Origin of the sequence: Catenulispora rubra (assembly GCF_015356825.1) — a bacterium.
GTDB lineage: Bacteria > Actinomycetota > Actinomycetes > Streptomycetales > Catenulisporaceae > Catenulispora > Catenulispora rubra.
Map to the genome: position 1 here is coordinate 42,417 of NZ_JAACYW010000026.1, position 24,311 is coordinate 66,727.

Annotated in this window: 21 protein-coding genes; 13 read left to right on the forward strand and 8 right to left on the reverse strand. The window is 70.4% G+C overall.

Features of this window, described 5'->3' with window-relative positions; all coding sequences use genetic code 11:
- Positions 1–54 precede the first annotated feature (54 nt).
- From GWK61_RS10415 to GWK61_RS10425, 3 genes are all read left to right on the forward strand, one after another.
- Positions 55–1,647, forward strand: a complete 1,593-nt coding sequence (locus tag GWK61_RS10415; protein ID WP_194907747.1) for an acyl-CoA carboxylase subunit beta — start codon at positions 55–57, stop codon at positions 1,645–1,647.
- Between the two features lie 23 nt (positions 1,648–1,670).
- Positions 1,671–1,922, forward strand: coding sequence for an acyl-CoA carboxylase epsilon subunit (locus GWK61_RS60660; RefSeq protein WP_369125575.1), 252 nt, complete (start codon positions 1,671–1,673; stop codon positions 1,920–1,922).
- Positions 1,923–2,101: 179 nt separating this feature from the next.
- On the forward strand, positions 2,102–3,223 hold the full coding sequence (locus tag GWK61_RS10425; RefSeq protein WP_194907749.1) for a hypothetical protein: 1,122 nt from the start codon (positions 2,102–2,104) through the stop codon (positions 3,221–3,223).
- 100 nt (positions 3,224–3,323) lie between these two features.
- Here the strand turns inward: GWK61_RS10425 and GWK61_RS10430 are convergent, their stop codons facing one another.
- Both GWK61_RS10430 and GWK61_RS10435 read right to left on the reverse strand, forming a co-directional pair.
- Positions 3,324–3,956 (reverse strand): Maf family protein, encoded by a 633-nt coding sequence (locus tag GWK61_RS10430; protein ID WP_194907751.1) that lies wholly within the window; start codon positions 3,954–3,956, stop codon positions 3,324–3,326.
- A 110-nt stretch (positions 3,957–4,066) separates the two neighbouring features.
- Positions 4,067–4,561, reverse strand: coding sequence for a hypothetical protein (locus GWK61_RS10435; RefSeq protein WP_194907752.1), 495 nt, complete (start codon positions 4,559–4,561; stop codon positions 4,067–4,069).
- A 179-nt stretch (positions 4,562–4,740) separates the two neighbouring features.
- Here GWK61_RS10435 and GWK61_RS56215 point away from each other — a divergent pair, with 179 nt between their 5' ends.
- Positions 4,741–5,637 (forward strand): polysaccharide deacetylase family protein, encoded by an 897-nt coding sequence (locus GWK61_RS56215; RefSeq protein WP_194907754.1) that lies wholly within the window; start codon positions 4,741–4,743, stop codon positions 5,635–5,637.
- Here the strand turns inward: GWK61_RS56215 and GWK61_RS10445 are convergent.
- Positions 5,612–5,884, reverse strand: coding sequence for a hypothetical protein (locus GWK61_RS10445; RefSeq protein WP_194907756.1), 273 nt, complete (start codon positions 5,882–5,884; stop codon positions 5,612–5,614). The genes GWK61_RS56215 and GWK61_RS10445 overlap by 26 nt on opposite strands.
- A gap of 7 nt (positions 5,885–5,891) precedes the next feature.
- Here GWK61_RS10445 and GWK61_RS10450 point away from each other — a divergent pair, with 7 nt between their 5' ends.
- Positions 5,892–7,034: a YncE family protein gene (locus GWK61_RS10450; RefSeq protein ID WP_228562055.1), complete on the forward strand. Its 1,143-nt coding sequence runs from the start codon at positions 5,892–5,894 to the stop codon at positions 7,032–7,034.
- A 143-nt stretch (positions 7,035–7,177) separates the two neighbouring features.
- Here GWK61_RS10450 and fdhD read toward each other — a convergent pair whose 3' ends face one another.
- Positions 7,178–8,062, reverse strand: coding sequence for a formate dehydrogenase accessory sulfurtransferase FdhD (fdhD, locus tag GWK61_RS10455; protein WP_194907760.1), 885 nt, complete (start codon positions 8,060–8,062; stop codon positions 7,178–7,180).
- A 135-nt stretch (positions 8,063–8,197) separates the two neighbouring features.
- Here fdhD and GWK61_RS10460 point away from each other — a divergent pair, with 135 nt between their 5' ends.
- The 3 genes from GWK61_RS10460 to GWK61_RS10470 all read left to right on the forward strand — a co-directional run bounded on the left by GWK61_RS10460 (position 8,198) and on the right by GWK61_RS10470 (position 13,360).
- Positions 8,198–10,087, forward strand: coding sequence for an ABC transporter ATP-binding protein (locus GWK61_RS10460; RefSeq protein ID WP_194907762.1), 1,890 nt, complete (start codon positions 8,198–8,200; stop codon positions 10,085–10,087).
- Positions 10,084–12,018 carry an ABC transporter ATP-binding protein gene (locus GWK61_RS10465; RefSeq protein WP_194907764.1) on the forward strand — a complete coding sequence of 645 codons (1,935 nt, stop codon included), beginning with the start codon at positions 10,084–10,086 and terminating at the stop codon, positions 12,016–12,018. The genes GWK61_RS10460 and GWK61_RS10465 overlap by 4 nt, the downstream gene beginning before the upstream one ends.
- A 517-nt stretch (positions 12,019–12,535) precedes the next feature.
- Positions 12,536–13,360 carry an aggregation-promoting factor C-terminal-like domain-containing protein gene (locus tag GWK61_RS10470; protein WP_194907767.1) on the forward strand — a complete coding sequence of 275 codons (825 nt, stop codon included), beginning with the start codon at positions 12,536–12,538 and terminating at the stop codon, positions 13,358–13,360.
- A 145-nt stretch (positions 13,361–13,505) separates the two neighbouring features.
- On the opposite strand, the gene GWK61_RS10475 is transcribed toward GWK61_RS10470, so the two are convergent.
- Positions 13,506–14,399, reverse strand: a complete 894-nt coding sequence (locus tag GWK61_RS10475; protein WP_194907768.1) for a 2-dehydropantoate 2-reductase — start codon at positions 14,397–14,399, stop codon at positions 13,506–13,508.
- A gap of 171 nt (positions 14,400–14,570) precedes the next feature.
- Positions 14,571–16,070, reverse strand: coding sequence for a peptide MFS transporter (locus GWK61_RS10480; RefSeq protein WP_194907770.1), 1,500 nt, complete (start codon positions 16,068–16,070; stop codon positions 14,571–14,573).
- A gap of 93 nt (positions 16,071–16,163) precedes the next feature.
- On the opposite strand from GWK61_RS10480, the gene GWK61_RS10485 reads away from it, so the two are divergent.
- Entirely contained in the window at positions 16,164–16,832 is a 669-nt protein-coding gene (locus GWK61_RS10485) for a response regulator transcription factor (RefSeq protein ID WP_012785064.1), read from the forward strand.
- A gap of 18 nt (positions 16,833–16,850) precedes the next feature.
- Positions 16,851–18,161: a sensor histidine kinase gene (locus GWK61_RS10490; protein WP_194907772.1), complete on the forward strand. Its 1,311-nt coding sequence runs from the start codon at positions 16,851–16,853 to the stop codon at positions 18,159–18,161.
- Here the strand turns inward: GWK61_RS10490 and GWK61_RS10495 are convergent.
- Both GWK61_RS10495 and GWK61_RS10500 read right to left on the reverse strand, forming a co-directional pair.
- The gene (locus GWK61_RS10495; RefSeq protein ID WP_194907774.1) at positions 18,124–18,714 is read right to left on the reverse strand and encodes a GtrA family protein; all 591 of its coding nucleotides are present in this window, start codon (positions 18,712–18,714) and stop codon (positions 18,124–18,126) included. The two genes, GWK61_RS10490 and GWK61_RS10495, sit on opposite strands and share 38 nt — an antisense overlap.
- 34 nt (positions 18,715–18,748) lie before the next feature.
- Positions 18,749–19,348, reverse strand: a complete 600-nt coding sequence (locus tag GWK61_RS10500) for a GtrA family protein (protein WP_194907775.1) — start codon at positions 19,346–19,348, stop codon at positions 18,749–18,751.
- Positions 19,349–19,592: 244 nt separating this feature from the next.
- Here GWK61_RS10500 and GWK61_RS10505 point away from each other — a divergent pair, with 244 nt between their 5' ends.
- From GWK61_RS10505 to GWK61_RS10515, 3 genes are all read left to right on the forward strand, one after another.
- A complete protein-coding gene (locus GWK61_RS10505) occupies positions 19,593–20,750 on the forward strand; it encodes a 5-(carboxyamino)imidazole ribonucleotide synthase (RefSeq protein WP_323747488.1) in 1,158 nt (385 codons plus the stop codon).
- Positions 20,743–21,255 carry a 5-(carboxyamino)imidazole ribonucleotide mutase gene (gene purE / locus GWK61_RS10510; protein WP_194907787.1) on the forward strand — a complete coding sequence of 171 codons (513 nt, stop codon included), beginning with the start codon at positions 20,743–20,745 and terminating at the stop codon, positions 21,253–21,255. The genes GWK61_RS10505 and purE overlap by 8 nt, the downstream gene beginning before the upstream one ends.
- A 123-nt stretch (positions 21,256–21,378) precedes the next feature.
- The coding region (locus tag GWK61_RS10515) for a serine/threonine-protein kinase (RefSeq protein WP_194907797.1) at positions 21,379–24,311 on the forward strand (2,933 nt) is incomplete at its 3' end.

Genomic DNA, 24,311 nt, shown 5'->3' on the forward strand with positions numbered 1-24,311 from the left:
GAATCACGGTCCGCCGTCCGAGGCATCGTGCCTGATACGCATTAAAGTGACCACGTGACCGACGCCGAAGCCCCCTCAACCGACGCACCCCACACCACGGCGGGCAAGCTCGCGGAACTCCGATCCCGGCTCGACACGGCGATTCACGCCGGGAACGAGCGGGCGGTGGAGAAGCAGCACGCCAAGGGGAAGATGACGGCCCGTGAGCGGATCGAGTATCTGCTCGACGACGGCTCCTTCATGGAGCTGGACGAGCTGGCGGTGCACCGCTCGGCGCGCTTCGGTATGGAGCGGAACCGGCCTTACACCGACGGGGTGGTCACCGGGTTCGGGACCGTGGACGGTCGGCAGGTGTGCGTGTTCTCGCAGGACGTCACGCTGTTCGGCGGGGCGCTCGGCGAGGTGTACGGCGAGAAGATCGTTAAGGTGCTGGACCTGGCGCTCAAGCTCGGGTGCCCGATCGTGGGCATCAATGAGGGCGGCGGCGCGCGGATCCAGGAGGGTGTCGTCTCGCTGGGGCTGTACGGGGAGATCTTCCGGCGCAACGTGCTGGCCTCCGGGGTCATCCCGCAGATCTCGCTGATCATGGGCGCGGCGGCCGGCGGGCACGTCTACTCCCCGGCGCTGACCGACTTCGTGGTGATGGTCGACCAGACCTCGCAGATGTTCATCACCGGCCCGGACGTCATCAAGACCGTCACCGGCGAGGACGTCTCGATGGAGGACCTCGGCGGCGCCCGGACCCACAACACCAAGTCGGGCAACGCGCACTACATGGGCGCCGACGAGAAGGACGCCGTCGACTACGTCAAGGGCCTGCTGTCCTTCCTGCCGAGCAACAACCTCGAGGACGCCCCCGAGTACGAGGTGCCGGCCGACCTGGAGATCACCCCCGAGGACCGGGAGCTGGACACCCTGGTCCCGGACTCGGCGAACCAGCCCTACGACATCCACCAGGTCATCGAGCACGTCCTGGACGACGCCGACTTCCTGGAAGTCCAGTCCCTGTTCGCGCCGAACATCGTCGTCGGCTTCGGCCGGGTCGAGGGCCGCACCGTCGGCATCGTCGCCAACCAGCCGATGCAGCTGGCCGGCTGCCTGGACATCGACGCCTCCGAGAAGGCCGCGCGCTTCGTCCGCACCTGCGACGCCTTCAACGTCCCGGTCCTCACCTTCGTCGACGTCCCCGGCTTCCTCCCGGGCACCGACCAGGAGTGGAACGGCATCATCCGCCGCGGCGCGAAGCTCATCTACGCCTACGCCGAGGCCACGGTGCCGCTGCTGACCATCATCACGCGCAAGGCCTTCGGCGGCGCCTACGACGTCATGGGCAGCAAGCACCTCGGCGCCGACCTGAACGTCGCCTGGCCCACCGCGCAGATCGCGGTGATGGGCGCTCAGGGCGCGGTGAACATCCTGTATCGCAAGGAGTTGGCGGCCGCCGAGGACCCCACCGCCGAGCGCGCGCGGCTCATCCAGGAGTACGAGGGCGAGCTCCTGAACCCCTACGACGCGGCCGAGCGCGGCTACGTCGACTCGGTGATCGAGCCGTCGCAGACCCGCACCTACGTCGTGAAGGCGTTGCGCGCACTGCGTTCCAAGCGCGAGACGCTGCCGCCCAAGAAGCACGGGAACATCCCGCTGTGAGCGGCGCGGAGCAGGGCGGCGCGGTGCAGGCTGCGTCACAGATTCAAGAACCAACACAGGTCAGAGTTCTGCACGGCGATCCCACGCCTGAGGAAGTCGCCGTGGTGGTCGCCGTCGTCGCCGCGGCCGTCGCAAGTGCGGCGTCACGATCGAGTAACGACGGCAGCGGGGCAGGTCCGCGCAGCGGTTGGATGGCGCGGGAGCGGAACGTGCGCGGGCAACTGCACCCCGGTCCCGGCGGATGGCGGGCTTCGGCGTTCCCGCAAGCGCGCTGACTTCAGACCTCTGGTATCCCTGCGGCGTACACCTCAGGGAGTAGACGGTCAAGATCACGTCATCTGTAGGGGGATTCCCAGATTCCGCCTTAAGTCGCATCCGGTCCGTCGGGACCGGCGAGTACAGTTGACAGCGTTAGAAGAAGAGTTATAGCTCCGCAAAGTGGGGGTACCCAGCAATGCCAACGACGACGTCCATATCCACAAAGCGCCGCTCGATCCGCGCGCTGACGATGACGATCGCTGTCGGCGCCGTCGCCGGGCTCTCGCTGTCCGCGTGCTCCTCCTCGGGCAGCACCGACAGCGGGAACACCAACGGCAAGACGCCCACTGAGGCGCTGGCTGCCGCGGTGCACAACATCTCCAACGGCAACGCGGAGTCGTTCCAGCTCTCGCTGAAGCCCGACGACGCGATGATCACGGCCCTGAACAAGGACAGCAGCGACCCGCAGTCCGCGGCGATCGCCAAGACCCTGTTCAGCAACGGCGGCATCGTCGTGAAGTTCACGGCCAGCTCCGACAAGCCGCTGAAGGACCTCAAGACCGGCGAGAGCCCGAACATCGAGTTCGACCTGACCGCCGGCGGGACCGACCTGGTCGACGTCCGCAGCGTGGGCGGGGCGCTGTACGCGAAGCTGAACGTGCCGCAGTTCCTGCAGCTGTCCGGCAAGTCCGCGTCCTCGCTGACCAGCCAGCTCGGCCAGGTGCCGCCGGACTTCCAGGCGCCGCTGCAGGCCCTGATGGCCGGCAAGTGGGTGGGGGTCAGCGCCTCGGACCTGAAGGGTCTGGAGCAGATGCTGAAGAGCTTCGGCGGCAGCGCCGGCGACCTCGGCTCCACGCCGACGTCCTCCTCGACCGGCGCCGGCTCGCAGATGCTCTCCGGCCTGGAGACCGCGCTGATGAAGGCCCTGACCCAGGACGCCAACGTCACCGACAAGGGCAGCGGCCACTACGCGGTCAGCGGCAAGGTCAAGGTCATCGGCCAGGACGTGCTGCAGGCGGTCGGCCCGGTGCTGAACACGGTGCCCGGCAAGTCGAAGACCGACATCGACAAGCTGCGCGAGGGCCTGAACAACGTGCCGGACAGCGAGAACGTCACGTTCGACATCTGGGTCAAGAGCGGGCAGATCAGCGAGCTGCAGGTGGACCTCGCGCAGTTCCTGCCGGCGGGCAAGACCGGCGGCGGCCACCTGCCGGTGGACGCGAAGTTCACCCAGAGCGCGAGCAGCGTCACCGCGCCGAGCGACGTGACGAACGTCGACGTGCAGAAGCTGCTGTCCGCGTTCGGGAGCGGCCTGTAGGCCTGGGCTGAACCGGCTTGAACGAGCGAGCCTGAGCACGCGGGCTTGAGTATGTACCGACGGCGGGGAGTCCTCACGGGCTCCCCGCCGCCGTGTCGTCTCATTCCGCCGCGGCGCTCCAGTACGCGGTGTAGTTCAGCCCCAGCTCGGCCATCAGCTTGCGCAGCAACGGCTTCGACAGCCCGATCACGTTCGAGTGGTCGCCCTCGATCGAGTCCACGAAGGCGCCGCCGAGCCCGTCGATGGTGAACGCCCCGGCCACCCGCTCCGGCTCGCCGGTGGCGACGTAGGCCATGATCTCCTCGTCGCTGGGCTCCGCGAAGTGCACCACGGTCGCGGCGACCTCGCCGGTCTCCTTGCCGGTCGCGCGGTCGACCAGCCAGTGCCCGGTGAGCAGGACGCCGGAGCGGCCGCGCATGGCGTACCAGCGGGCCACCGCCTCCTCGGGGGTGTCCGGCTTGCCGAGCGGCCGGCCCGCGAACTCCAGGACCGAGTCGCAGCCGATGACCAGGGCGCCCTCGGTCTCCGGGAGCGCGGCGACGGCGCGGGTCTTGGCCTGGGCCAGCGCGAGGGCGACCTCGCGGGGGGTGGCGTCCGGGCCGAGCGCTTCCTCGACGGCGTCCTCGTCCACGCCGCTGACCAGGACGCGGGGATCGAAGCCGGCGTCGCGCAGCAGCGACAGGCGGGCGGGGGAGGCGGAGGCCAGGACGACCGGCGGCGGGGTTGTGGACATGCCCCGACTCTAACCGGGCCGCCGCGAACGCCTTCGGAGCAGCCGATCGATCAGCTGCGGACCAGGCTTCGCCTCCGGGCTGCCGACCGGACGGTGGATCAGGGGGTGGATCAGGCGGTGGTCGGGGCGCCGTTGCCGGGCCGCGTCCCGGGGCCGCCGCCACCCGCCGGCGGGGCCGGCTCCACCGGGCCGGGCTCGGGCTTGGGCGCGGCCGGCGTCACCATCGTCACCGCGAGCGCGCCGGCCAGCAGCAGGAACACCCCGCCGAGGATGAGCAGCTGGGTCCAGCCGGTCAGGCCGGTGACCACTATCGTCACGAACAGTTGCAACGCCGCGATGGCCATCATCAGGCCCTGCATGAAGTTGTTCAGCACCATGCCGAACGCGGCCAGGACCAGGATGACTGCGGCCAGCATCAGCACCGCGAACAGGCCCAGGTTCAGGCCGAGGGCGATGATCTTGAGCAGGCCGGGCCCGGCCGGGCCGAACTTCACGCCGTTGCCGAAGGAGACGAAGCCGTAGAAGCCGACGGCCACGACCACCGCCCCCAGCGCCTCGGCGGCCAGCGCCACGGCTCCGGCGAGGATCAGTATCTTGCGTCCCACGGCTGCTGCTCCCGATCCCGACGACGGAGTATTGGACGGTTCGTTGAAAACTACTCGCCGGTAGCGGCCGGTACAAGAGGGTTGATGACTCCCGATCGGGTGAAACTCCGGTCGCACTTAAGGCGGCACGCGGACCAAACGCCGGAAAACGGACGGTGCCGGACCTAGGATCTTGCGGCGTGAAGGCACCGGACCGACGTACCGCGCTGCGGGCGGGATTGGCCGTGTTGGGCTCGGCCGCGTCGGCGGGCCTGGCGGCGTGCTCGGACGGGAAGGGTGCCGGCGCGGCGGGGCCGGCTGCGGACACCGCACGCGGCTCGGCGGGCTTGAACGGCGCTACTGGCTCGGCCGGCTCAGCCTCAGGCACCGGCGCCGCCGGCTCGACAGCAGGCGCCACCGGCTCGTTCGGCGCGTCCCAGCCCGCCGCAACCTCCGGAAGCTCCGCGTCCCCCGCGTCCCCTTCCAGCCGGACCCAGGCCCTCGCCGAAGTCGACCACGCCGCGTCCGGCCGTCCGCAGGTCGCCCTGACCTTCCACGGCGACGGCGACCCCCAGCTGGCCCAGGCCCTGCTCAAGGAGGCCGAGGCCGGCCAGGCCCGGCTCACCGTGCTGGCCGTCGGCCGCTGGCTCGGCGCGCACCCGGAGATGGCGCGGCGGGTCCTGGACGGCGGCCACGAGCTGGGCAACCACACCGAGAACCATGTCGACGTCTCGCGGCTGTCGCCGGCGGCGGCCTTCGCCGAGATCGAGCAGTGCGCCGCCCGCCTGCAGAAGCTGACCGGCTCACCGGGCATCTGGTTCCGGCCCTCGCAGACCCAGCACGCCAACCCCATGCTGATCGAGCAGGCGCGCAAGGCCGGCTATCGCACGGTGCTGTCCTACGACGTCGACCCGCTGGACTACGAGGACCCCTCGGCCACGCAGATCTCCGAGCGCCTGCTGGCCGCGGTGCACCCCGGGGCGGTGGTGTCGATGCACCTGGGCCACCAGCACACGGTGGCGGCGCTGCCGGCCGTGCTCGCCGGGCTGAAGTCCCGCGGCCTGGCCGCCGTCACCGCATCGGAGCTGTTCTCGTGACGCGCAGCACGCACGGGCGCCGCTCCCAGCCGTCGCGGTCGTCCCGGTCGGCACGGTCGGCACGGCCGTCGAGGCCTGCGAGGCCGTCGCAGCCCACCATCCGGATGCGCCGGGCGGCGGCGACGCTGATCGCGACCGGAGTGATCGGCGCCGGGGTGTGGTTCGCCACCGACCGGTCTGTGTGGAACGACAACGGCAGCCCGGCCGCGCAGGGTTCCGGCTCGGGTTCAGGCTCCGGTTCGAGCATGACCGGCATGACCGGGATGGACTCGAGCGCCGGACAGGGCCCCGCTTCCGGCCCGAACGCCGCCGGCGCGTCGGCCGAGACCCCCGCCGGAACACCGCGGAGCGCCGGGACTCTGCTACCCGCCGCCCTGTCCGGGATGCCCGCCTACGACCCCGCCGACCTGTACTCCTTCGACCGCCCGGGCATGGTGTCGCCGGTGATCGCGGCGGCGCTGCCCCGGGTCTACGTCCCGAACACCGAGAGCGACACCGTCACGGTGATCGATCCGTCGGACTATCACATCATCGAGACGATGAAGGTGGGCCACGAACCGCAGCACGTGGTCCCGTCCTGGGACCTGAAGACCCTGTGGGTCAACAACGACCTGGGCAACAGCCTGACCCCGATCGACCCCTTCACGGGCAAGGCGGGCGCGCCGATCCCGGTGCACGACCCGTACAACCTGTACTTCACGCCGGACGGCGCGTCCGCGGTCGTGATGGCCAGCAAGGACATGCAGCTGGTCTTCCGCGAACCGCACACCATGGCCGTGCAGAAGGTGCTGCCGGTCCCGTGCGAGGGCGTGAACCACGCGGACTTCTCGCCCGACGGCTCGTACTTCATCGTGTCCTGCGAGTTCTCCGGCCAGCTGCTGAAGGTGGACACGAAGAACCGCGCGATCCTCGGCGTCCTGGACCTGCCGCAGAAGAGCTCGATGCCGCAGGACGTGAAGATCTCCCCGGACGGCAAGGTCTTCTACATCGCGGACATGGTCGCCAACGGCCTGTGGACCGTGGACGGCGACGCCTTCAAGCTGACCGGCATGATCCCCACCGGCAAGGGCGCGCACGGGCTGTACGTCTCCCGCGACTCGACGACGATGTACGTCTCCAACCGCGGCGAGGGCAGCATCACGCTGCTCGACTTCGCCAGCGGTAAGCCCCGCGCCAAGTGGCAGCTGCCGGACGGCGGCTCGCCGGACATAGGAGGCGTCTCGGCGGACGGCAAGGTGCTCTGGCTGTCCGGCCGCTACAACGCCGAGGTCTACGCCATCTCCACGACGGACGGCCGGCTACTGGCTCGCATCCGCGTCGGCCGCGGGCCGCACGGGCTCGCGGTGTACCCGCAGCCGGGTCGGTACTCACTGGGGCACACCGGGGTGTTCCGGTAGCGGCGTGCCCCGGCAGTGCGCGGAGGCGGCAAGCGGCTGCCGTGTCAGTGGCGTTCGGTATACAAGGTGATAGGGGTGGTTTATCCCTGATCCTATGAAATGACCACCACGCCGAACTGCCGAACCGCCGACCCAGCCCGCCGTCAGCCGATGATCCGCTCAGCCCCGCAATACACATTCGCCGTCCGCCCCCGCAGGAACCCGACCAGCGTCAGCCCCGACTCCGCCGCCAGGCTCACCGCCAGCGACGACGGCGCCGACACCGCGGCCAGCACCGGGATCCCGCCGGCCACGGCCTTCTGCACCAGCTCGAACGAGGCCCGGCCGCTCACCGCCAGCACGTGCTCGCGCAGCGGCAGCCGGCCGGCGCGCTGGGCCCAGCCGAGGACCTTGTCGACCGCGTTGTGCCGGCCGACGTCCTCGCGCAGGCAGACCAGCTCGCCGTCGGCGGTGAACAGGGCAGCTGCATGAAGGCCGCCGGTCTTGGCGAAGATCTTCTGGGCCTCGCGCATCCGATCCGGCAGGGTGAACAGGGTCGCGGCGGGGACTTTCACGTCGTCATCGGCGACCGGCCAGCGCACCGCGGCGTGCACCGCGTCGATCGACGTCTTCCCGCACACCCCGCAGGCGCTGGTCACGTACGACGAGCGGCGCAGCCGCTCCTCGGGCAGTTCGACGCCGGGGGCCAGGGTGACGTCCACGATGTTCAGGGGGTCGCCGTCGGCGAACGCCAGCGATGCCTCGCCGTCGGTGTACGCCGTGGAGGAGCAGCCGTTGTCGGCCGAGCAGAACTTCATGCGGACCACGTCGTCCGGTGCGGCCAGCACGCCCTCGGCCGTCAGGTGCCCGGCGACCAAGTCGAAGTCGTCGCCGGGAGTGCGCATGGTCACCGTGAACGGTCGTCCGCCGATGCGCATCTCCAGCGGCTCCTCGGCGGCCAGGTGCTCCTCGCCGCTCCGGCGGCGGATCGGGCCTTCTACCGAGCCGTCCAGGCGTACCACGCGCCGTCGTGCCGTCACCCTACTCACGGGCCTCACCCACACTCGTCCCCAAGCCTTAGGATCCCAGGTTCCCCCGGTAATAGGCAAGTGATTTTCCACCACTGACATTCCCGCTTAAAAACCAGGTGAGAAGTGTCACGGGCATTCTCTACCATCCGAGCTATGGAGTCGACGCCATCAGCACCTGTCACGAGTAAACCCAAGATTCCAGACAGTACAGAGCTTCCCGATGAACCAAGGCGCGGCGCGTTCGTCTCGCTGCGCCGCCTGGCCCCCTTCGCCCGGCCCTACCGCGGCCGGATGATCCTGATGACGCTGGCCGCCCTCGGGGCCACCCTGGTCGGTGTCGCCGTGCCGCTGCTGACCAAAGACCTCATCGACGGGCCGATCGCGCACCACGACAAGGCAGCCCTGTGGCCACTGGGCGGCCTGGTCCTCCTGTTCGGCATAGCGGAGGCCACGCTGTTCTGGCTCCGCCGGTGGTTCCTGCAACGCGCCGCCCTCGGCATCGAGGCCGACATCCGGAACGCCTTCTTCCGCCACCTGCAGAAGCTGCCGGTGGCCTTCCACGACTCCTGGCAGTCCGGTCAGCTCGTCTCCCGCATGTCCGGCGACATCAACAGCCTGCGCCGGTTCTTCGGCTTCGCGCTGATCTTCCTGGTGGTCAACGGCGCCACCTTCCTGCTGGTCGGCGGGGCCCTGGTCGTCATCCACCCGGTGATGGGCCTGATCATCTACGCCGCGTCGATCCCCTTGATCCTCTACGGCCGGCTCGCCGACCGCCGCTACCACCGGCAGTCCCGGGCCGCCCAGGACCAGGCCGGGGACGTCGCGACCCTGGTCGAGGAGTCCGCTCTGGGCATCCGCGCGGTCAAGGCGTTCGGCCGCCAGGGCCTGCTGTTCGCGCGCTTCGACGAGCGCGCGCAGACGCTGCGCACGCTGGAGCTCACGAAGATCAGGACCCTGTCGGAGCTCTGGGCGGTCTTCGCGTCGCAGCCGCAGTTGGTGCTCTCGCTGTGCGTGCTGATCGGCGCCTACGCGGTGTCCTCCGGCGTGCTGTCCCTGGGCACGCTGGTCGCCTTCATCTCGCTGTACCTGACGCTGTTGTGGCCGATCGAGTCCATGGCCTGGCTGATGGCGCAGAGCCAGGAGGCGAACTCCGCGGCCGAGCGGGTCCTGGAAGTGCTGGACATCGTGCCGGCCATCGCCGACGCGGAGACGACGCAGCGCCCGCGACCCGCCAGTGCCGGCGAGCTGGTCTTCGAGAACGTGAGCTTCACCTACCCGAACTCCGACCGGCCGGTCATCTCCGGGTTCGACCTGCGCGTCGCCCCCGGGGAGACGGTCGCGCTGGTCGGTCCCACCGGCTGCGGCAAGACCACGCTGACCGCGCTGGTGCCGCGGCTGTACGACACCACGGCCGGGCGGGTGCTGGTCGACGGCGTCGACGTGCGCGACCTGCCGCTGGCCGAGCTGCGCAGCAAGGTCGCGTGCGCCTTCGAGGACCCGACGCTGTTCTCCGCCTCGGTGCGCGAGAACCTCACCATGGGCGTCCCGGACGCCACCGGGGAGCAGATCGACGAGGCGATGGGGGTCGCGCAGGCCGAGTTCGTCAACGAGCTGCCCTGGGCGCTCGACACGCGGGTGGGGGAGCAGGGGCTGACGCTGTCCGGCGGGCAGCGGCAGCGCGTCGCGCTGGCGCGCGCGGTGCTGGGCCGGCCCTCGATCCTGGTGCTGGACGACCCGCTGTCCGCGCTGGACATCCACACCGAGGGCAAGGTCGAGGAGGCGCTGCACAGCGTGCTGCGCGGCACCACCGGCCTGGTGGTCGCGCACCGGCCGTCCACGGTGCTGCTGGCCGACCGGGTGGTGCTGCTCTCGCCGGCGGGGCCGGAGGGCACGACCGTCGCGGCCGTCGGGACACATCACGAGCTGCTTCAGACATGTCCCGCGTATCGCGACATTCTTTCGCAGACCTCTGATCTGTCCGACGCGGCGGAGGAGTCCGAGCCCGACACCTCCGACAGCGAACTCGTGGAGGTGTCCCGATGACCACGACGACCACGACGACCACGACGACCACGACGACCACTGACTGGCGGGGCGTCGCCGTCGAGAAGAAGGACGACCTGCCGGACAAGCGGGGCATCCGGCTGCGGGCGCGGAGCCGGCAGCTGCTCGCCGAACTCGTCCGGCCGCATCGCAGAGAGCTGTTGTTCTGCACCGGGATGGTGTTGGTGCAGACCGTCTTCAACATGGCCGGGCCCTACCTGGTCTCGATCGGCATCGACCGCGGCATCCCGGCACTGCGGCGCGGGGACTGGACGCCGATCGTCTGGGTGTTCGTGCTGATGGTGATCTCAGCGGTGCTGGCGTCGGGGCTGCGCGCCATCTTCCTGAACAAGGTCGGGCGAATCGGCCAGACCATGCTGCTGAACCTGCGCCGCATGGTGTTCGCCAAGTTCCAGGCGCTGCCGCTGGCGTTCCACGAGAACTACACCTCCGGGCGCGTGATCAGCCGGCTGACCTCCGACCCGGACGCGCTGAACGACCTGATCGACAACGGCCTGGACGGGCTGCTGGACGCGCTGCTGACGGTGTCGGCGATCGGCATCATGATGGCGGTGCTGGACGTGCCGCTGGCGCTCGTGGTGGGGCTGGCGTTCCCGGCCATGCTGCTGCTGATGCGGTGGTTCTCGCGGCACTCGGCGGTGGCCTACCGCCGGACGCGCGAGACGATCGCGGCGCTGATCGTGCACTTCGTGGAGACCTGCAACGGGATCCGCGCGGTGAAGGCGTTCCGCCGCGAGCCGCGCAACGAGGAGATCTTCCGGCAGCTGAACGACGACTACCGCCGGGCCAACGCGCGCGCGATGAACCTGCTGGCGATCTTCATCCCCGGGATGAAGACCATCGCGGCGTTCACCACGGCGGGCGTCGTGGTCTACGGCGGGCTGCGGGTGATGGACGGGAACATCCAGATCGGCGTGCTGGTGGGCTTCGTGCTGTACCTGCGGCGGTTCTTCAACCCGCTGGAGGACATCGCGATGTTCTACAACTCCTTCCAGAGCGGGACGGCCGCGCTGGAGAAGCTGTCCGGCGTCCTGGCGGAGGCCAACGAACTGCCGGAGCCGGCCGAGCCGAAGCCGCTGCCCTCGCCGCTGGCCGGCCGGGTCGCGTTCGACGGCGTGACCTTCGCCTACCCCAAACGCGAGTCGGACGAGACCTCGGCGTCCGGCGTCGAGGCCGGCGTCGAGGCCAGCGTCGAGGCCGAGGACATCGGCACCGGCGGCAAGGTGATCCTGCCCCTGCTGGACCTGCAGATCCCGGCCGGCCAGACCCTGGCCCTGGTCGGCGCGACCGGCGCGGGCAAGTCCACGCTCGCGCGCCTGCTGTGCCGCTTTTACGACCCGCAGGACGGCGCCGTGCGCGTCGACGGCGTGGACGTGCGCGACCTGGCCGACGCCGACCTCCGCCGCGCGGTGGTGATGGTGACGCAGGAGAACTTCCTGTTCGCCGGCTCGGTCGCGGACAACATCGCGTTCGGCCGCCCCGACGCCACCCGCGAGGAGATCGAGGCGGCGGCCAAGGCCATCGGAGCCCACGAGTTCATCACGGCCCTGCCGGACGGCTACGACACGGACGTGAAGAAGCGCGGCGGACGCCTGTCCGCGGGCCAGCGCCAACTCGTCGCCTTCGCCCGAGCCTTCATCGCCGACCCGGCAGTCCTGGTCCTGGACGAGGCCACAAGCTCCCTGGACGTCCCCAGCGAGCGCATGGTCCAGCGCGCGCTCCGCACCATCCTGGCCGACCGCACGGCGCTGATCATCGCGCACCGCCTCTCGACCGTCGAGATCGCGGACCGCGTCCTGGTTATGGAGGACGGCCGCATCGTCGAGGACGGCGAACCCGCCGCGCTGCTGGCTGCCGGGACCGGGCGCTTCGCGGGGCTGCACCAGGCTTGGCGGGAGTCTTTGGTGTAGGGAGCGGTGCGCGGTAGCAAGCCGGTCGGCGTCGTCTCTTCGGAGGCGGCGCCGGCCGCGCTCCGGGGCGCCTACTCGTCGTGGACTGGGTTCCGGCGCTGCCTGACGATCGGCCGCCGCTCGCCGACTTCCTCTTCGACGAAACGTCCGCCGCGTGTTGTCCAACCGACACACGCACATTTTCAGCCAGCGTTACCCCCTCTCTCAAACCCTATTCAGCCTCCACGCGTGCCACTTGCATCCCGCCGATGCCCGACCGTCTGCACGTGCGTCCGCCGCGTGCGCGGGCCCGAAGACGTTGCTGGTGAAGGCTATGGTGGCCACTCTGCGCATGCCTTCCCACTCCGCTATGTAGTGCCAAGACTCGGCAAAGTCCCGGTCATCTTCGGGCCGTCTCCATTGAGACCGGACCGTGACCTCCGGCAGATTGCTCTCCCGACAGGCCTCGCGCGGGCGTTCGAAACGAACACCCCACACACCCCGCGCACAGGAGGCGAAGTTCGGCGGAAGGCCTCTCTTGTCCGGCATATCCGGCTCCGGCAGACACGTCGCCAGCCACGCCAAGCCCGGGGCGATGACCCACGCCAAGGGCAAGGTCAAGACCGCGGCCGCGGTGACGAGCGTGCTGGCGGTCAGCGGAGGCGTCGCCACCGCGTTCCACATGCATCAGGACGGGCTTCGCAACAGCGCTGAGGCCGCGTCGTCGGGGGACGCGAACACCTCCGCCGCGATCGCCGCCGCGAACGCGCTGGCGGCCCGGTCGAGCACGGCCGCGAACCGCGACCTGGCGCGTCCCAGTCTGACGCAGACCTCGTCCGCCGCGCCGAGCACGTCCCAGGCGCCGACGTCGGCCGCCACGTCCAGCAGCAAGCCTCCGGCGCCCACCTCGACGTCGACCACCACCACGCCGCCCGCGCCGACGACCACCAAGTCGCCGATCCCGCTGCCGACGAAGACCACGACGACCACGCCGACGCCGCCGAAGACCACGACGCCGACGCCGACCTCGTCCAGTTCCTCCAGCTCCGGCACGAACATGGGCTACAACGCCACGCCGGCGCAGGCCAAGGCGATGGCCGAGCAGATCGTGCCGTCCAGCCAGTTCATGTGCTTCTCGAACATCATCGAGCGCGAGTCGAGCTGGGACCTGCACGCCACCAACCCGTCCTCCGGCGCCTACGGCCTGGGCCAGGCGCTGCCCGGCTACAAGATGGCCTCGATGGGCTCGGAGTGGCGCAACAGCGCGCTGATCCAGATCAAGTGGGCGCTGTCGTACATGACCGGCCGCTACGGCTCGCCGTGCGCCGCGTGGGCCTTTTGGCAGGCCCACGACTGGTACTGACGTACCGACCAGGCAGCCCGGGACCCCACATCCGACCGCCGGCGTGAGCAAGTGTCAGCGCCGGCGCCGGACCCGGGTGGCCGCAAGACCGACCCGGCGGCCGAACCCCCCACCGGCCCGCCGGGGCGGAACCAGGAAGGGTGCGTCAGCCGTCTGAGGCGGCGGCGAGCAGCGGGACCAGAACGTCGGACACCGGCGTCGGGATCCCGTGCCGCCGCCCCAGACGGCGAACCACTCCGTTGCGCGCGTCCCACTCCAGCTCCCGGCCCGCGAGCCGGTCGAACAGGATCGAGGACCCGATGTCCGGGTCCATCCGCTCGAAGATGCCGACCAGCGCCTCGGCCTCGCTCTCCGGCAGCGCCGCGCCCTCGGCCCGGGCCACCGCCAGCGTCTCCTGGGCCAGCGCCAGAACCAGCTCCCTGATGTCGGGGCGCTGGTAGATCGCGGCCCGGCGCCCGGTGGCCGCCATGACGCCCGCGATCGCGTTCGTGGTCAGCTTGCGCCAAGCCGCGGTGGCGAAGTCCGCGACCAGCTCGATCTCGACCGCCGGCGCCCCCTCCAGCAGCCGCGCGAACTCCTCGCCGTCCGGGCCCGCCGGGACCTGGATCATCGAGGAGATGTTGTTGCGGACCGTGATCTCGCCCGGACCGGTCGGCTCGGCGCTGATCCAGACGATGGCCGGCAGCACGTGCGCGTCGTTCGCGTACGGCGCGACCCGCTCCACGTGCTCCACGCCGTTCTGCAGCGCCACGACTGTCGTGGTCGGCTTGCACAGCGCGTCCAGATATCCGGCGGCGCCGTCGGTCTGGTGCGCCTTCACCGCCAACAGCACCCACTCCGCCGGCCCCGCCACCTCCGCCGGGGAGGTCAGGACTGGCGCCTCCAGGTCCGTCGCGGCCCCCGAGACGTCGTCGACCACCCGCAGTGCCCCGGGATCGCGCCGGGCGCACAGCGTGACGGAATGCCGCCCCGTCTGCTGCGCCGCGAGCGCCGCGACCGAGCCGATAGCGCCAGGCCCCACCACCGCTATGTCCGCCATGGAACAAGAGCGTATTGCTTCGGCCGCACCCTGTGCGAGGCGACAACAGGTTGTGATCGCAGGTTACTGCCGAGTTCACAGCGTTGCGGCGGGCTTCGGCGCGGCCTTCGCCGAGGACTTTTCCGGTGATTTCGAAGGGTCCTCCGACGGGGCCCTAGCGTGTCGGACCGGCTACCGCACGTCCCCCATCAGCCGGTTGATGACCGGCGAGGCCGCGAACACCAGCACCCCGATGGCCGCCGCGACGAGCCCCAGCGACAGGAAGTAGCCGAAGTCGCTCATCGTGGTGCTGAGCTTGGTGACGTAGACGTTCAGCGCGTTGCCGGTGGCCGTGGCCAGGAACCACAACCCCAGCATCTGCCCGGCGAACCTGGGCGGCGCCAACTGCGTGGTCACCGACAGGCCGACCGGCGACAGGCACAGCTCGCCGATCGTCTGCAGCAGGTAGGCGACCGCCAGGAAGGCGATCGACACCCGGTGCGTCGGCGTGGCGTCCCTGCCCGCGACGCTCATCACGAAGAACGAGCAGCCGATCACCACCAGCGCGATCGCGAACTTCACCGAGGTGCGCGGGGCCCGGTTGCCGAGCCGCTGCCACATCCAGGCGAAGATCGGGGCGAACACCATGATGTAGAAGGGGTTCGCGGACTGGAGCCACACCGAGGGCATCTCCCAGCCGAAGATGTGCAGGTCCGTCTTGTCGGCGGCGAACAGGTTCAGCTGGCTGCCGGACTGGTCGTAGATCATCCAGAACACCGTCGCGCCGATGAAGAAGGCGACGAACGCCATCAGCTTCGGCCGCTCCCCGGCGGACAGCCCTCCGCGGCTGAACATGTAGCCGAAGTACACGAACGGCGTGGCGATGATCGGCGCGGCCAGCCCGTCGGCGAAGGCCGAGACCGACCACTGGGTGATCGCCATCCAGCCCAGCACGATCGCCAGCACGATGGCCACGATCACCGCACCGGCCTTCAGCGACCGCTGCAACTCCGGCGGCGTGATCGGCTTGGGCGGCCGCAGCCCGACGGTGCCCAGGTGCTTGCCCTCCACGACGTACCAGACGACCGCGAACGTCATGCCGATCGCCGCGCACCCGAAGCCCAGGTGGTAGTTGATGTGCTGGCCGATCCAGCCGGCGGTCAGCGGCGCCAGGAAGGCGCCCATGTTGATGGCCATGTAGAACACCGTGAAGCCGGCGTCCCGCCGTTTGTCGTGCTCGTGGTAGAGCCCGCCGACCTGCGCGGAGATGTTCGGCTTGAGCAATCCGGTGCCCAGCACGATCAGCCCCAGCCCCAGGAACGACGTCGCCGAGGTCGGGATGGCCATCACGTAGTGGCCCAGCGCGATGATGACGCCGCCCCACAGCACCGAGCGTCTGGCGCCCCAGATCCGGTCGGCGATCCAGCCGCCGGGCACCGCCATCATGTACACGAGGCTGTTGTAGATGCCGTAGAAGCTGTTGCCGGCCTCCTGGGAGAGTCCCAGGCCGTGGTGGGCCGCGGTGTCCGTGAGGAACAGCACGAGCAGCCCGCGCATGCCGTAGAAGCTGTACCGCTCCCAGAACTCGGTGGCGAACAGCGTCTGCAGACCTTTGGGGTGACCGAAGAACGCTCGGTCCTCATCCTGCGGGGGCAAACCCTGGGCGGGAGACGGAACGTTGTGGGTCGTCATGCGTTCGGTGCTTCCCGGAGCAGATCCCAGCATTACAGACAATGCTCCGGATGGGGGAGCGACAGCCGGTCCACCCCGATTACCATCACACTCATGACCCGAGTACTGCTCGCCGAGGACGACGCCGCCATTTCCGAACCGCTGGCGCGGGCGCTTCGACGTGAGGGCTACGAGGTCACCGTCCGCGCCGACGGCCCCGGGGCCCTGCTGGCCGGTCAGAGCGGCGTCGACCTGGTGGTTCTGGACCTCGGCCTGCCCGGCATGGACGGCCTGGAGGTCTGCCGCCGGCTGCGCGCCGACGGCCACACCTTCCCGGTGTTGGTCCTGACAGCCCGCGCCGACGAGGTTGACACCGTGGTCGGTCTGGACGCCGGCGCCGACGACTACGTCACCAAACCGTTCCGGCTGGCCGAGTTGCTGGCCCGGGTCCGCGCGCTGCTCCGGCGCGGCACCCCGGACCTGGGCAACGGCGTGCACGGCGTCCGGATAGACATCGAGTCGCACCGCGCCTACCTGGGCGACCAGGAGCTGAACCTGACCGCCAAGGAGTTCGACCTGCTGCGGGTGCTGGTGCGGGAGGTCGGCCGGGTGGTCACCCGCGACCAGCTGATGCGCGAGGTCTGGGACACCACCTGGTGGTCCTCCACCAAGACCCTGGACATGCACATCTCCTGGCTGCGCAAGAAACTCGGCGACGAGGCCTCGCGTCCCCGGTTCATCACCACGGTGCGGGGCGTCGGCTTCCGCTTCGAGCGCGGTTAGCGCGCGGGCCCGCCTGCTGTGCGCCGCCGCCTGGTCTCCTCCACGTTCCTCGTGGTGATGATGGTCGTCATCCTGCTCGGCGTGCCGCTGGCCGTGCTGGAGGTGCGCTCGGTCGACACCAGCACCAAGACGGTGCTGGCCACCGAGGCCCGCATGCTCGCCCGGACGGTGTCCATGCAGGTCAGCAAGGCCAGCCTGGACGGCACCAACTCCGGGCCGCTGGGCAACTACGTCTCGAACATGCAGCAGATGGTCGCCGCCGACCACACCGCCACCATCAACGTCGACGGCCAGAGCCCGATGCAGGTCAACCCGCTGGCGATCGCGCCGAACGCGCCGACCTTCGTGGCCACCTTCAACGAGGACAACGTGCTGCGCAACGTCGGCGTGCACGTCACCGTGCGGGCCCCGCGCGAGCCGGCCGACCAGCAGATCCGCAGCTCGATGTACCTGATCGGCGGCGTGGCGCTGGCCGTGCTGGTGGCCGCCACCGGCCTGGCCTACCTGCAGGCCCGCCGCCTGACCAAGCCGCTGGAGGAGCTGGCCGCCACCGCCGAGCGCCTGGGCTCCGGCGACCCGCGGCCCCGGCACCGCCGCTACGGCATCAGCGAGCTGGACCGGGTCGCCGAGGTCATCGACAGCTCGGCGGACCGGATCTCCACGATGCTGGGCTCGGAGCGCCGGCTGGCCGCCGAGGCCTCGCACGAGCTGCGCACCCCGCTGGCCGCGCTGTCCATGCGGCTGGAGGAGATCATCACGCTGGCCGACGACCCGCAGACCGTGCGCGACGAGGCCGAGGTGGCGCTGTCCCAGGTGGAGCGGCTGACCGACGTGGTGCAGCGGCTGCTGACCACGGTACGCACGCACCGCCGCTCGGATCTGGCGGTGCCGATCGAGGTGGACACCGTGATCCGCCAGCAGGTCCACGAGTGGCGCCCGGCCTACCAGTCGATGCGCCGCGGGATCGTGGTCTCCGGCGAGCGGCGGCTGATGGCGATGGCCACGCCCGGGGCGTTCTCCCAGATCCTGTCCACGCTGCTGGAGAACTCCTTGATCCACGGCGCCGGCACGGTCACCGTGCACACCCGCGCGGTCGGCGGCTCGGTGGTGATCGAGGTCGGCGACGAGGGCGACGGGATAGCCCCGGACCTGGAGGCGAAGCTGTTCGAGCGGGGCGCCTCCTCGCGCGGGTCCACCGGGCTGGGCCTGGCGGTGGCGCGGGAGCTGGCCGAGGCCGACGGCGGCCGGCTGAACCTGGTGCTTCAGCGGCCCGCGGTGTTCGCCGTCTTCCTCACGGAGCACTCGCCGTTGTCGGTGATTGCGCGCTGAAGCCGTCGTCGGGGTCGGCGCCCTGGTTGGGGAGGGCGTCGTCGCCGTCGTTCGACGCGGAGCCCGCAGGGGAGCTTGTGGAGCGCGCGGCGACGTTCGAGGAAGTCTCGGCGGAGGCGCCAGTGGCTTCGGGGAAGACGAACAGGTGCGAGGTCGTGAACCGGAACACCCCGGCGATCGGCAGGCCCAGCACGAACTTCGCGACGTTGGCCGCGGCGATGCTGTGGAAGCCCAGCACCCGGTCCCCGACGAACACGAAGCTGTTCTCGATGATCAGCCCTATCAGGCTGATCAGCGCGAACATCGCCATCTCGCGGCGGCGGGCGTCGGCCGGCCGGTCGCGGAAGACCCAGTAGCGGTTGCCGATGTAGGCGGTGACGGTGGCCACGCAGGTGCCGCCGACGGAGGCGACGGTGTGGCTCAGGCCGGTGTACTTCCACAGCAGGTTCGAACTGCCGATGTCGGAGGCCACACCGACGGCGCCGACCACGCCGAACTTGAGCATCTCGGCGTAGAGCTTGCGGATTGTCGAAACGACCTTGGCAACGAGCACAGGAGGATTATCTACGCGTGGGGCCGGGACCTAATCAGCGGCCCGCGGTCTCCGGGATCGGGCGCTGGTGGACGTGCGCCTGCTGGAGGTGCGCCTGCGGGACGTGGGCCTGCGGGGTGTGCGCCGGGTAGCCGTTCTGCGCCGGGTGGCCGACCGGGTACAGCGGCGCGGTGGCGGCGGCCGGGACGACCTCGGGCTCGGCGCCCTCGGGGAAGACGAAGGTCCGGTAGCAGTACAGGCGGAACAGCATTCCGACCGGCATACCGAAGACGTACTTGGCGACATTGACCGCCAGCGTGCTGTCCTCGCCCAGGCCGTACTTGGCGATGAAGACGAACATCACTTCGATGACCGCGGCGACGCCGTTGATCAGGAAGAAGAAAAGCATCTCCCGGTGGCGGTCGATCTTGTCGCGGTCCTTGTAGGTCCAGTAACGGTTGCCGACGTACGCCACGCAGGTGGCCACGATGGTGGAGACGATGGTGGCGACGATCTGCTTGTCCTTGACGGCGAGCAGCATCCCGTTCAGGACGGCGATGTTGACCAAGAGGGCTGCCGCGCCCACGACTCCGAACTTCGACAGCTCGTGGACGAGGTGTTCGAAGCGGTTGTACAGAGAACGCACGACCGTCACGCCTGCCACCTGTCTTCCATCGGTTTTCTCCTAGCGACCCGAGGGTACCGTCCCTATCTGGGCCGCTTCGACAGCTGAACGGGAAACCTCCGTTAAATCTACTCATCGCGACGTAGCTGTGACATTAGGCCGCACCCATTCGTGGAGTTTGGCGGGATTTCTGCTGCGGATCGCGTCCAGGCGTGCAACCGAATCGCCGCAGGCCGCGTCAAAGGAGCCGGCGCTCCCGCCTTAGAATCAGGTGGTGAGCTTTCCGGTGGTAGGAGTCGTCGGCGGCGGCCAGTTGGCGCGCATGATGCAGCAGGCCGCGATCGGCCTCGGGGTCGGGCTGCGCGTCCTGGCGCAACGGTCGGACGATCCCGCGGCCCAGGTCACGCCGGGCACCGTGATCGGCGACCACCACGACTTCGAGGCGCTGAAGGCGTTCGCCCTGGGCTGCGACGTGCTGACCTTCGACCACGAGCACGTCCCCACCGACTTCCTGCACGAGCTCGAGGCCGCCGGCGTCGCCGTCCGGCCCGGCCCCGACGCGCTGGTCTACGCGCAGGACAAGGGCCTGATGCGGCAGCGGCTGTCGGCGCTGGGGCTGCCGTGCCCCGACTGGGCCCTGATCGCCACCGACGACGACCTCGCCGACTTCGGCGCCACGGTCGGCTTCCCCTACGTGCTGAAGGCGACGCGCGGCGGCTACGACGGCCGCGGCGTGTGGATGGTCGACGATCTGGCCGCGGCGAAGGCGGTGCTGGCCGAGGCCGCCGAGCGCGGCGTGCGGCTGCTGGCCGAGGCCAAGGTGCCGTTCGTCCGCGAGCTGTCGGCGCAGGTCGCGCGCTCCCCGCACGGCCAGGCCGCGGCCTACCCGGTGGTCGAGTCGCTGCAGATCGACGGCATCTGCCGCGAGGTCTACGTGCCGGCCCCGGGGCTGTCCGAGGAGGCGGCGCTGGACGCGCAGCGGATCGCGCTGACCGTCGCCAAGGAGCTCGGGGTCACCGGGATGCTGGCGGTGGAGATGTTCGAGACCGCCGACGGCGCGGTGCTGATCAACGAGCTGGCGATGCGGCCGCACAACTCCGGGCACTGGAGCATGGACGGCGCGGTCACCGGCCAGTTCGAGCAGCACCTGCGGGCCGTGCTGGACCTGCCGCTGGGCCAGGTGAAGCCGGTGGCGCCGGTGGTGGTGATGGCGAACGTGCTGGGCCTGGACCTGCCCGAGGTCTACCCGGCGTACAAGCACGTCATGGCGCACGACCCCGGGGTCAAGGTGCACATGTACGGCAAGGCTGTGAAGCCGGGCCGCAAGATCGGGCACGTGAATGTCCTGGGCCTGCCCGGCAGGTCGTTCGAGGACACCGTCGAACGCGCCCGGCACGCCGCCGCTTACCTGCGAGGAGAGATCGATGAGTGAGCCGGCCGCCACCCCCCTGGTGGGCGTCGTCATGGGTTCGGACTCCGACTGGCCGGTGATGAAGCTGGCGGCCGAGGCGCTGGAGGAGTTCGGGATCCCGTACGAGGCGGACGTGGTCTCGGCGCACCGCATGCCCCGCGAGATGATCGCCTACGGCGAGAAGGCGGCCGGCCGCGGCCTGAAGGTGATCATCGCCGGTGCCGGCGGTGCGGCGCACCTGCCGGGCATGCTCGCCTCGGTCACCCCGCTGCCGGTGATCGGCGTCCCGGTGCCGCTGAAGTACCTGGACGGCATGGACTCGCTGCTGTCGATCGTGCAGATGCCGGCCGGCGTCCCGGTCGCGACGGTGTCCGTGGGCGGCGCCCGCAACGCCGGCCTGCTCGCGGCCCGGATCCTGGCCTCCCACGACCTGGAACTGCTCGGCGCCATGCGTGCCTTCCAGGACGACCTCAACGCGCAGGCCACGGCCAAGGGTGCGGTCCTGCGTGCGGTTAGGGCAGAGTAGGCCGGGCGCATAGCGGGGCACACTCGTCTGGTATCCGTTGTCCATGCCCTACGTGGGTGACTACCGTCCGCTGAAGAGAGGACAATCACCTCACGCGCGCGACGACAATGGGGGAGCAGTCCAGTGGAGGCCAACCGACCCGCTCCGGGGCCCGGCGGCTACGGCGGCCTCGGTGCCGGGAGCATCGTCTCGAAGAACATCCAGCCGCTGCTGGAGGCCGACCCGCGGCAGATCGGGCCGTACACGGTGCGCGGGCGGCTGGGTCAGGGGGCGATGGGGAGCGTCTACCTCGGGTTCGCGCCGACCGGGCAGGCTTTCGCGCTGAAGGTGCTGCGGCAGGACTTCGCCGCCGACCGGGACTTCCGCAAGCGCTTCGCGCGCGAGATCGCGGCGGCGCGGGCGGTGCACTCGCCGTTCGTGAACGCGGTGACGGACGCGGATCCGAACGCGGCGACGCCGTGGCTGGCGTCGTACTTCATACCGGGGCCGCCGCTGAGCGCCGCGGTGCAGCTCGCGGGGCCTTTCTCGCCGCGGTCGGTGGCGCATCTCGGGGTCGGTATCGGGCTGGCGTTGCAGGCGATCCACACGGCGGGGATCGTGCACCGGGATTTGAAGCCGGCGAACGTGCTGGTGGCATCCGACGGGCCGCGGGTCATCGACTTCGGGATCGCCCGCGCGACTGACGCCAGCATGCTCACCGCTACGGGGATGCGGCTGGGCACTCCCAGTTTCATGGCTCCCGAGCAGGTGGCCGGGGCCGACGTGGACGCTCCGGCCGATGTCTGGGCGGTCGGCGGGATGCTGATCTACGCCGCGACCGGCCGGACGCCGTTCGGCCTCGGCGACGCGATGGCGATTCTGTACCGCGTCGAGCATCACGAGCCGGATCTCGAGGGGCTCGAACCGGCTTTGGCGTACATCGCCACGCGGTGTCTGGCGAAGGATGCCGTCGCGCGTCCTACGCCGACGCAGCTGGTGGAGATGTGCCGGGCCGCGCTCGACGGCGGCATAGAGGGGCGCCCGGCGCTGCGGGGGTCGGACGTCACGGGGTGGCTGCCGTCCGCGGTGTCGCGCGATCTGGCGGCGCGGGCGGTGGAGCTGGCGAACATGGGGCAGATGCTTCCGGGGCCCGGTCCCGCGCCCGCTCCGCTAGCGTCGCCGACGGCCGGGGCCGGCGACACCGGCCTGAGCACCGGCGCCGGCGGCAGGACCGGCGGCGGCCTCGGGGGATTCTTGCGACGGAAAGGCGGAGGGCAGGCGACGAGCGCCGGCTCCGCGACGGGGGCGGCTTACAGCGGGCAGCCCATCGGTCAATACAGCGGTCAATACAGTCAGGGGACTGCGATGAGTGGCGGGCAGGGTCAGTACGGGCAGCCGGGCGGCCAGACCGACGGCGGACAGTACGGGCCTCCGCCGGGGCAGGGACAGGGGCAGCCGCAGGGTGCGGCGGGCCAGGAGGAGCAGGATCCGAACGGGGCTGGTGGGCAGCAGCATGGTGCGCCGCCTCCCCAGGGTTACGGCCCGGCCGGCGCCGGCGCGCAACAGCCCGCGCCCCCGGCGTGGGGTCCGTCCGGCCCCTCGGGCAGCGACATGCCGACCATCATCACGCCGCCGCCGGCCGCGGTTCCGGCCCCCGAGCCGCAGGAACCGGCTTGGCGTGCCGCTACGTCGTCGCATGCACCGGCGCCCGAGCCGGATTCGGCAGGGCTCGCCGGGCTGCCGGCGGGATTCACACCGATAGGTGAGGAAGCCAAGCAGCTTGCCGAAGCCGCCGAGGCGGCGGATTCGATAGCCGCGGCCACCAATGTGCCGGACGAGAACGCAAGCTTCGGTCAGCAGTCCGCGAGCGAGGGTTCTGCCTTCGGCCAGCCAGTTGCCGAGAGCGGTGCCGGCTCAAGCTTCGGCCAGCCGCCATCTGCCGCATCTTCCTCCGAGTCCGGCTCTGCGCCTGAGTCTTCACCTGAACCTGCGCCCGAATCCGCCGCGTCCGACGTCGACGCCGCCTTCGGCCCGCCGAAGCCCGCCGACCCCGGCGTTCCGCAGATCGCCGAGCCGACGTTCGCGACCAACTTCAACATCCCCGCCGTCACGCCGCAGTCTGAGGCCGGTTCCGCGCCGGTGCCGGCGGCCAAGCCCTCGGTCGGCGTCCCGCAGATCGCCGAGCCCACGTTCGCCACGAACTTCAACATCCCAGTCGTCACCGCGACATCCGGCACCGCAGAATCCGACGAGTCCGAGGGTGGCGCACCCGCGCCGAAGTCGAGCGGCGTCACCGTCCCGCAGATCGCCGAGCCGACGTTCGCGACCAACTTCAACATCCCGGTGGTCACCGCCACGGATCCGAACGCCGACGGCAATGCCGCGCCCGCCGCGCGCACCGGCCCGCCGCAGGTCAGCGTCCCGTCCATCGCCGAACCCGGCTGGGCGACCGGCTTCGGCATACCCGCGGTCACTCCCGAGGCCCCGCCGCAGGACGCCGACGAGGACGCGGCCCCCAAGCCGGTCACGCACGCCCCGCCGATCCCGCCGCACCTCCAGCAGCCGATGACGCCGCCTCCCGGCTTCGGCGGCCCGGCCACGGCGGCGAACCGCCAGCAGCCTCCCGCCGCGCAGGACCTCCAGCAGACCCAACAACAACAGGTCCAGCAGCCCTTCGCGCCATCGCAGCCCTCGACGCCTAGCTCGCCGTTCGCGCAGACCCAGATCCAGAGCCCGCAGCAGGCTTTCGGTTCCGCTCCGCAGGGGCAGCAGGCCTTTGGCTCTGCACCGCAGGCCCCCTTCGCGCCGCCGCAGAGCCAGCAGGGCTTTGGCTCCGCGCCGCAGCAGGGCCAGCAGCCTTTCGGCTCCGCCCCGCAGGCGCCGTTCGCACCGCCGCAGGGCCAGCCGGCTCAGCAGCCTTACGCAGCTCAGCAGCCTCCTCAGGGCTACCAGCAGCAGCCCCAGCCCGGCTACCAGCAGCCTCCCGCGCAGGGCTACCAGCAAGCCCCGCAGGGTTTCCAGCAGCAGGGCTTCCAACAGCCGAGCCCCCCGCAGCAGCCTGTCTCTTATACACTTCG

Bases quoted from the DNA above. Each gene is read 5' to 3' on its own strand.
- GWK61_RS10425 (WP_194907749.1), top strand. From the start codon at position 2,102: ATGCCAACGACGACGTCCATATCCACAAAGCGCCGCTCGATCCGCGCG.
- GWK61_RS10430 (WP_194907751.1), bottom strand. From the start codon at position 3,956: ATGTCCACAACCCCGCCGCCGGTCGTCCTGGCCTCCGCCTCCCCCGCC.
- GWK61_RS10445 (WP_194907756.1), bottom strand. From the start codon at position 5,884: ATGCTCGAACCGGAGCCTGAACCCGAGCCGGAACCCTGCGCGGCCGGG.
- GWK61_RS10450 (WP_228562055.1), top strand. From the start codon at position 5,892: ATGACCGGGATGGACTCGAGCGCCGGACAGGGCCCCGCTTCCGGCCCG.
- GWK61_RS10460 (WP_194907762.1), top strand. From the start codon at position 8,198: ATGGAGTCGACGCCATCAGCACCTGTCACGAGTAAACCCAAGATTCCA.
- GWK61_RS10465 (WP_194907764.1), top strand. From the start codon at position 10,084: ATGACCACGACGACCACGACGACCACGACGACCACGACGACCACTGAC.
- GWK61_RS10475 (WP_194907768.1), bottom strand. From the start codon at position 14,399: ATGGCGGACATAGCGGTGGTGGGGCCTGGCGCTATCGGCTCGGTCGCG.
- GWK61_RS10480 (WP_194907770.1), bottom strand. From the start codon at position 16,070: ATGACGACCCACAACGTTCCGTCTCCCGCCCAGGGTTTGCCCCCGCAG.
- GWK61_RS10485 (WP_012785064.1), top strand. From the start codon at position 16,164: ATGACCCGAGTACTGCTCGCCGAGGACGACGCCGCCATTTCCGAACCG.
- purE (WP_194907787.1), top strand. From the start codon at position 20,743: ATGAGTGAGCCGGCCGCCACCCCCCTGGTGGGCGTCGTCATGGGTTCG.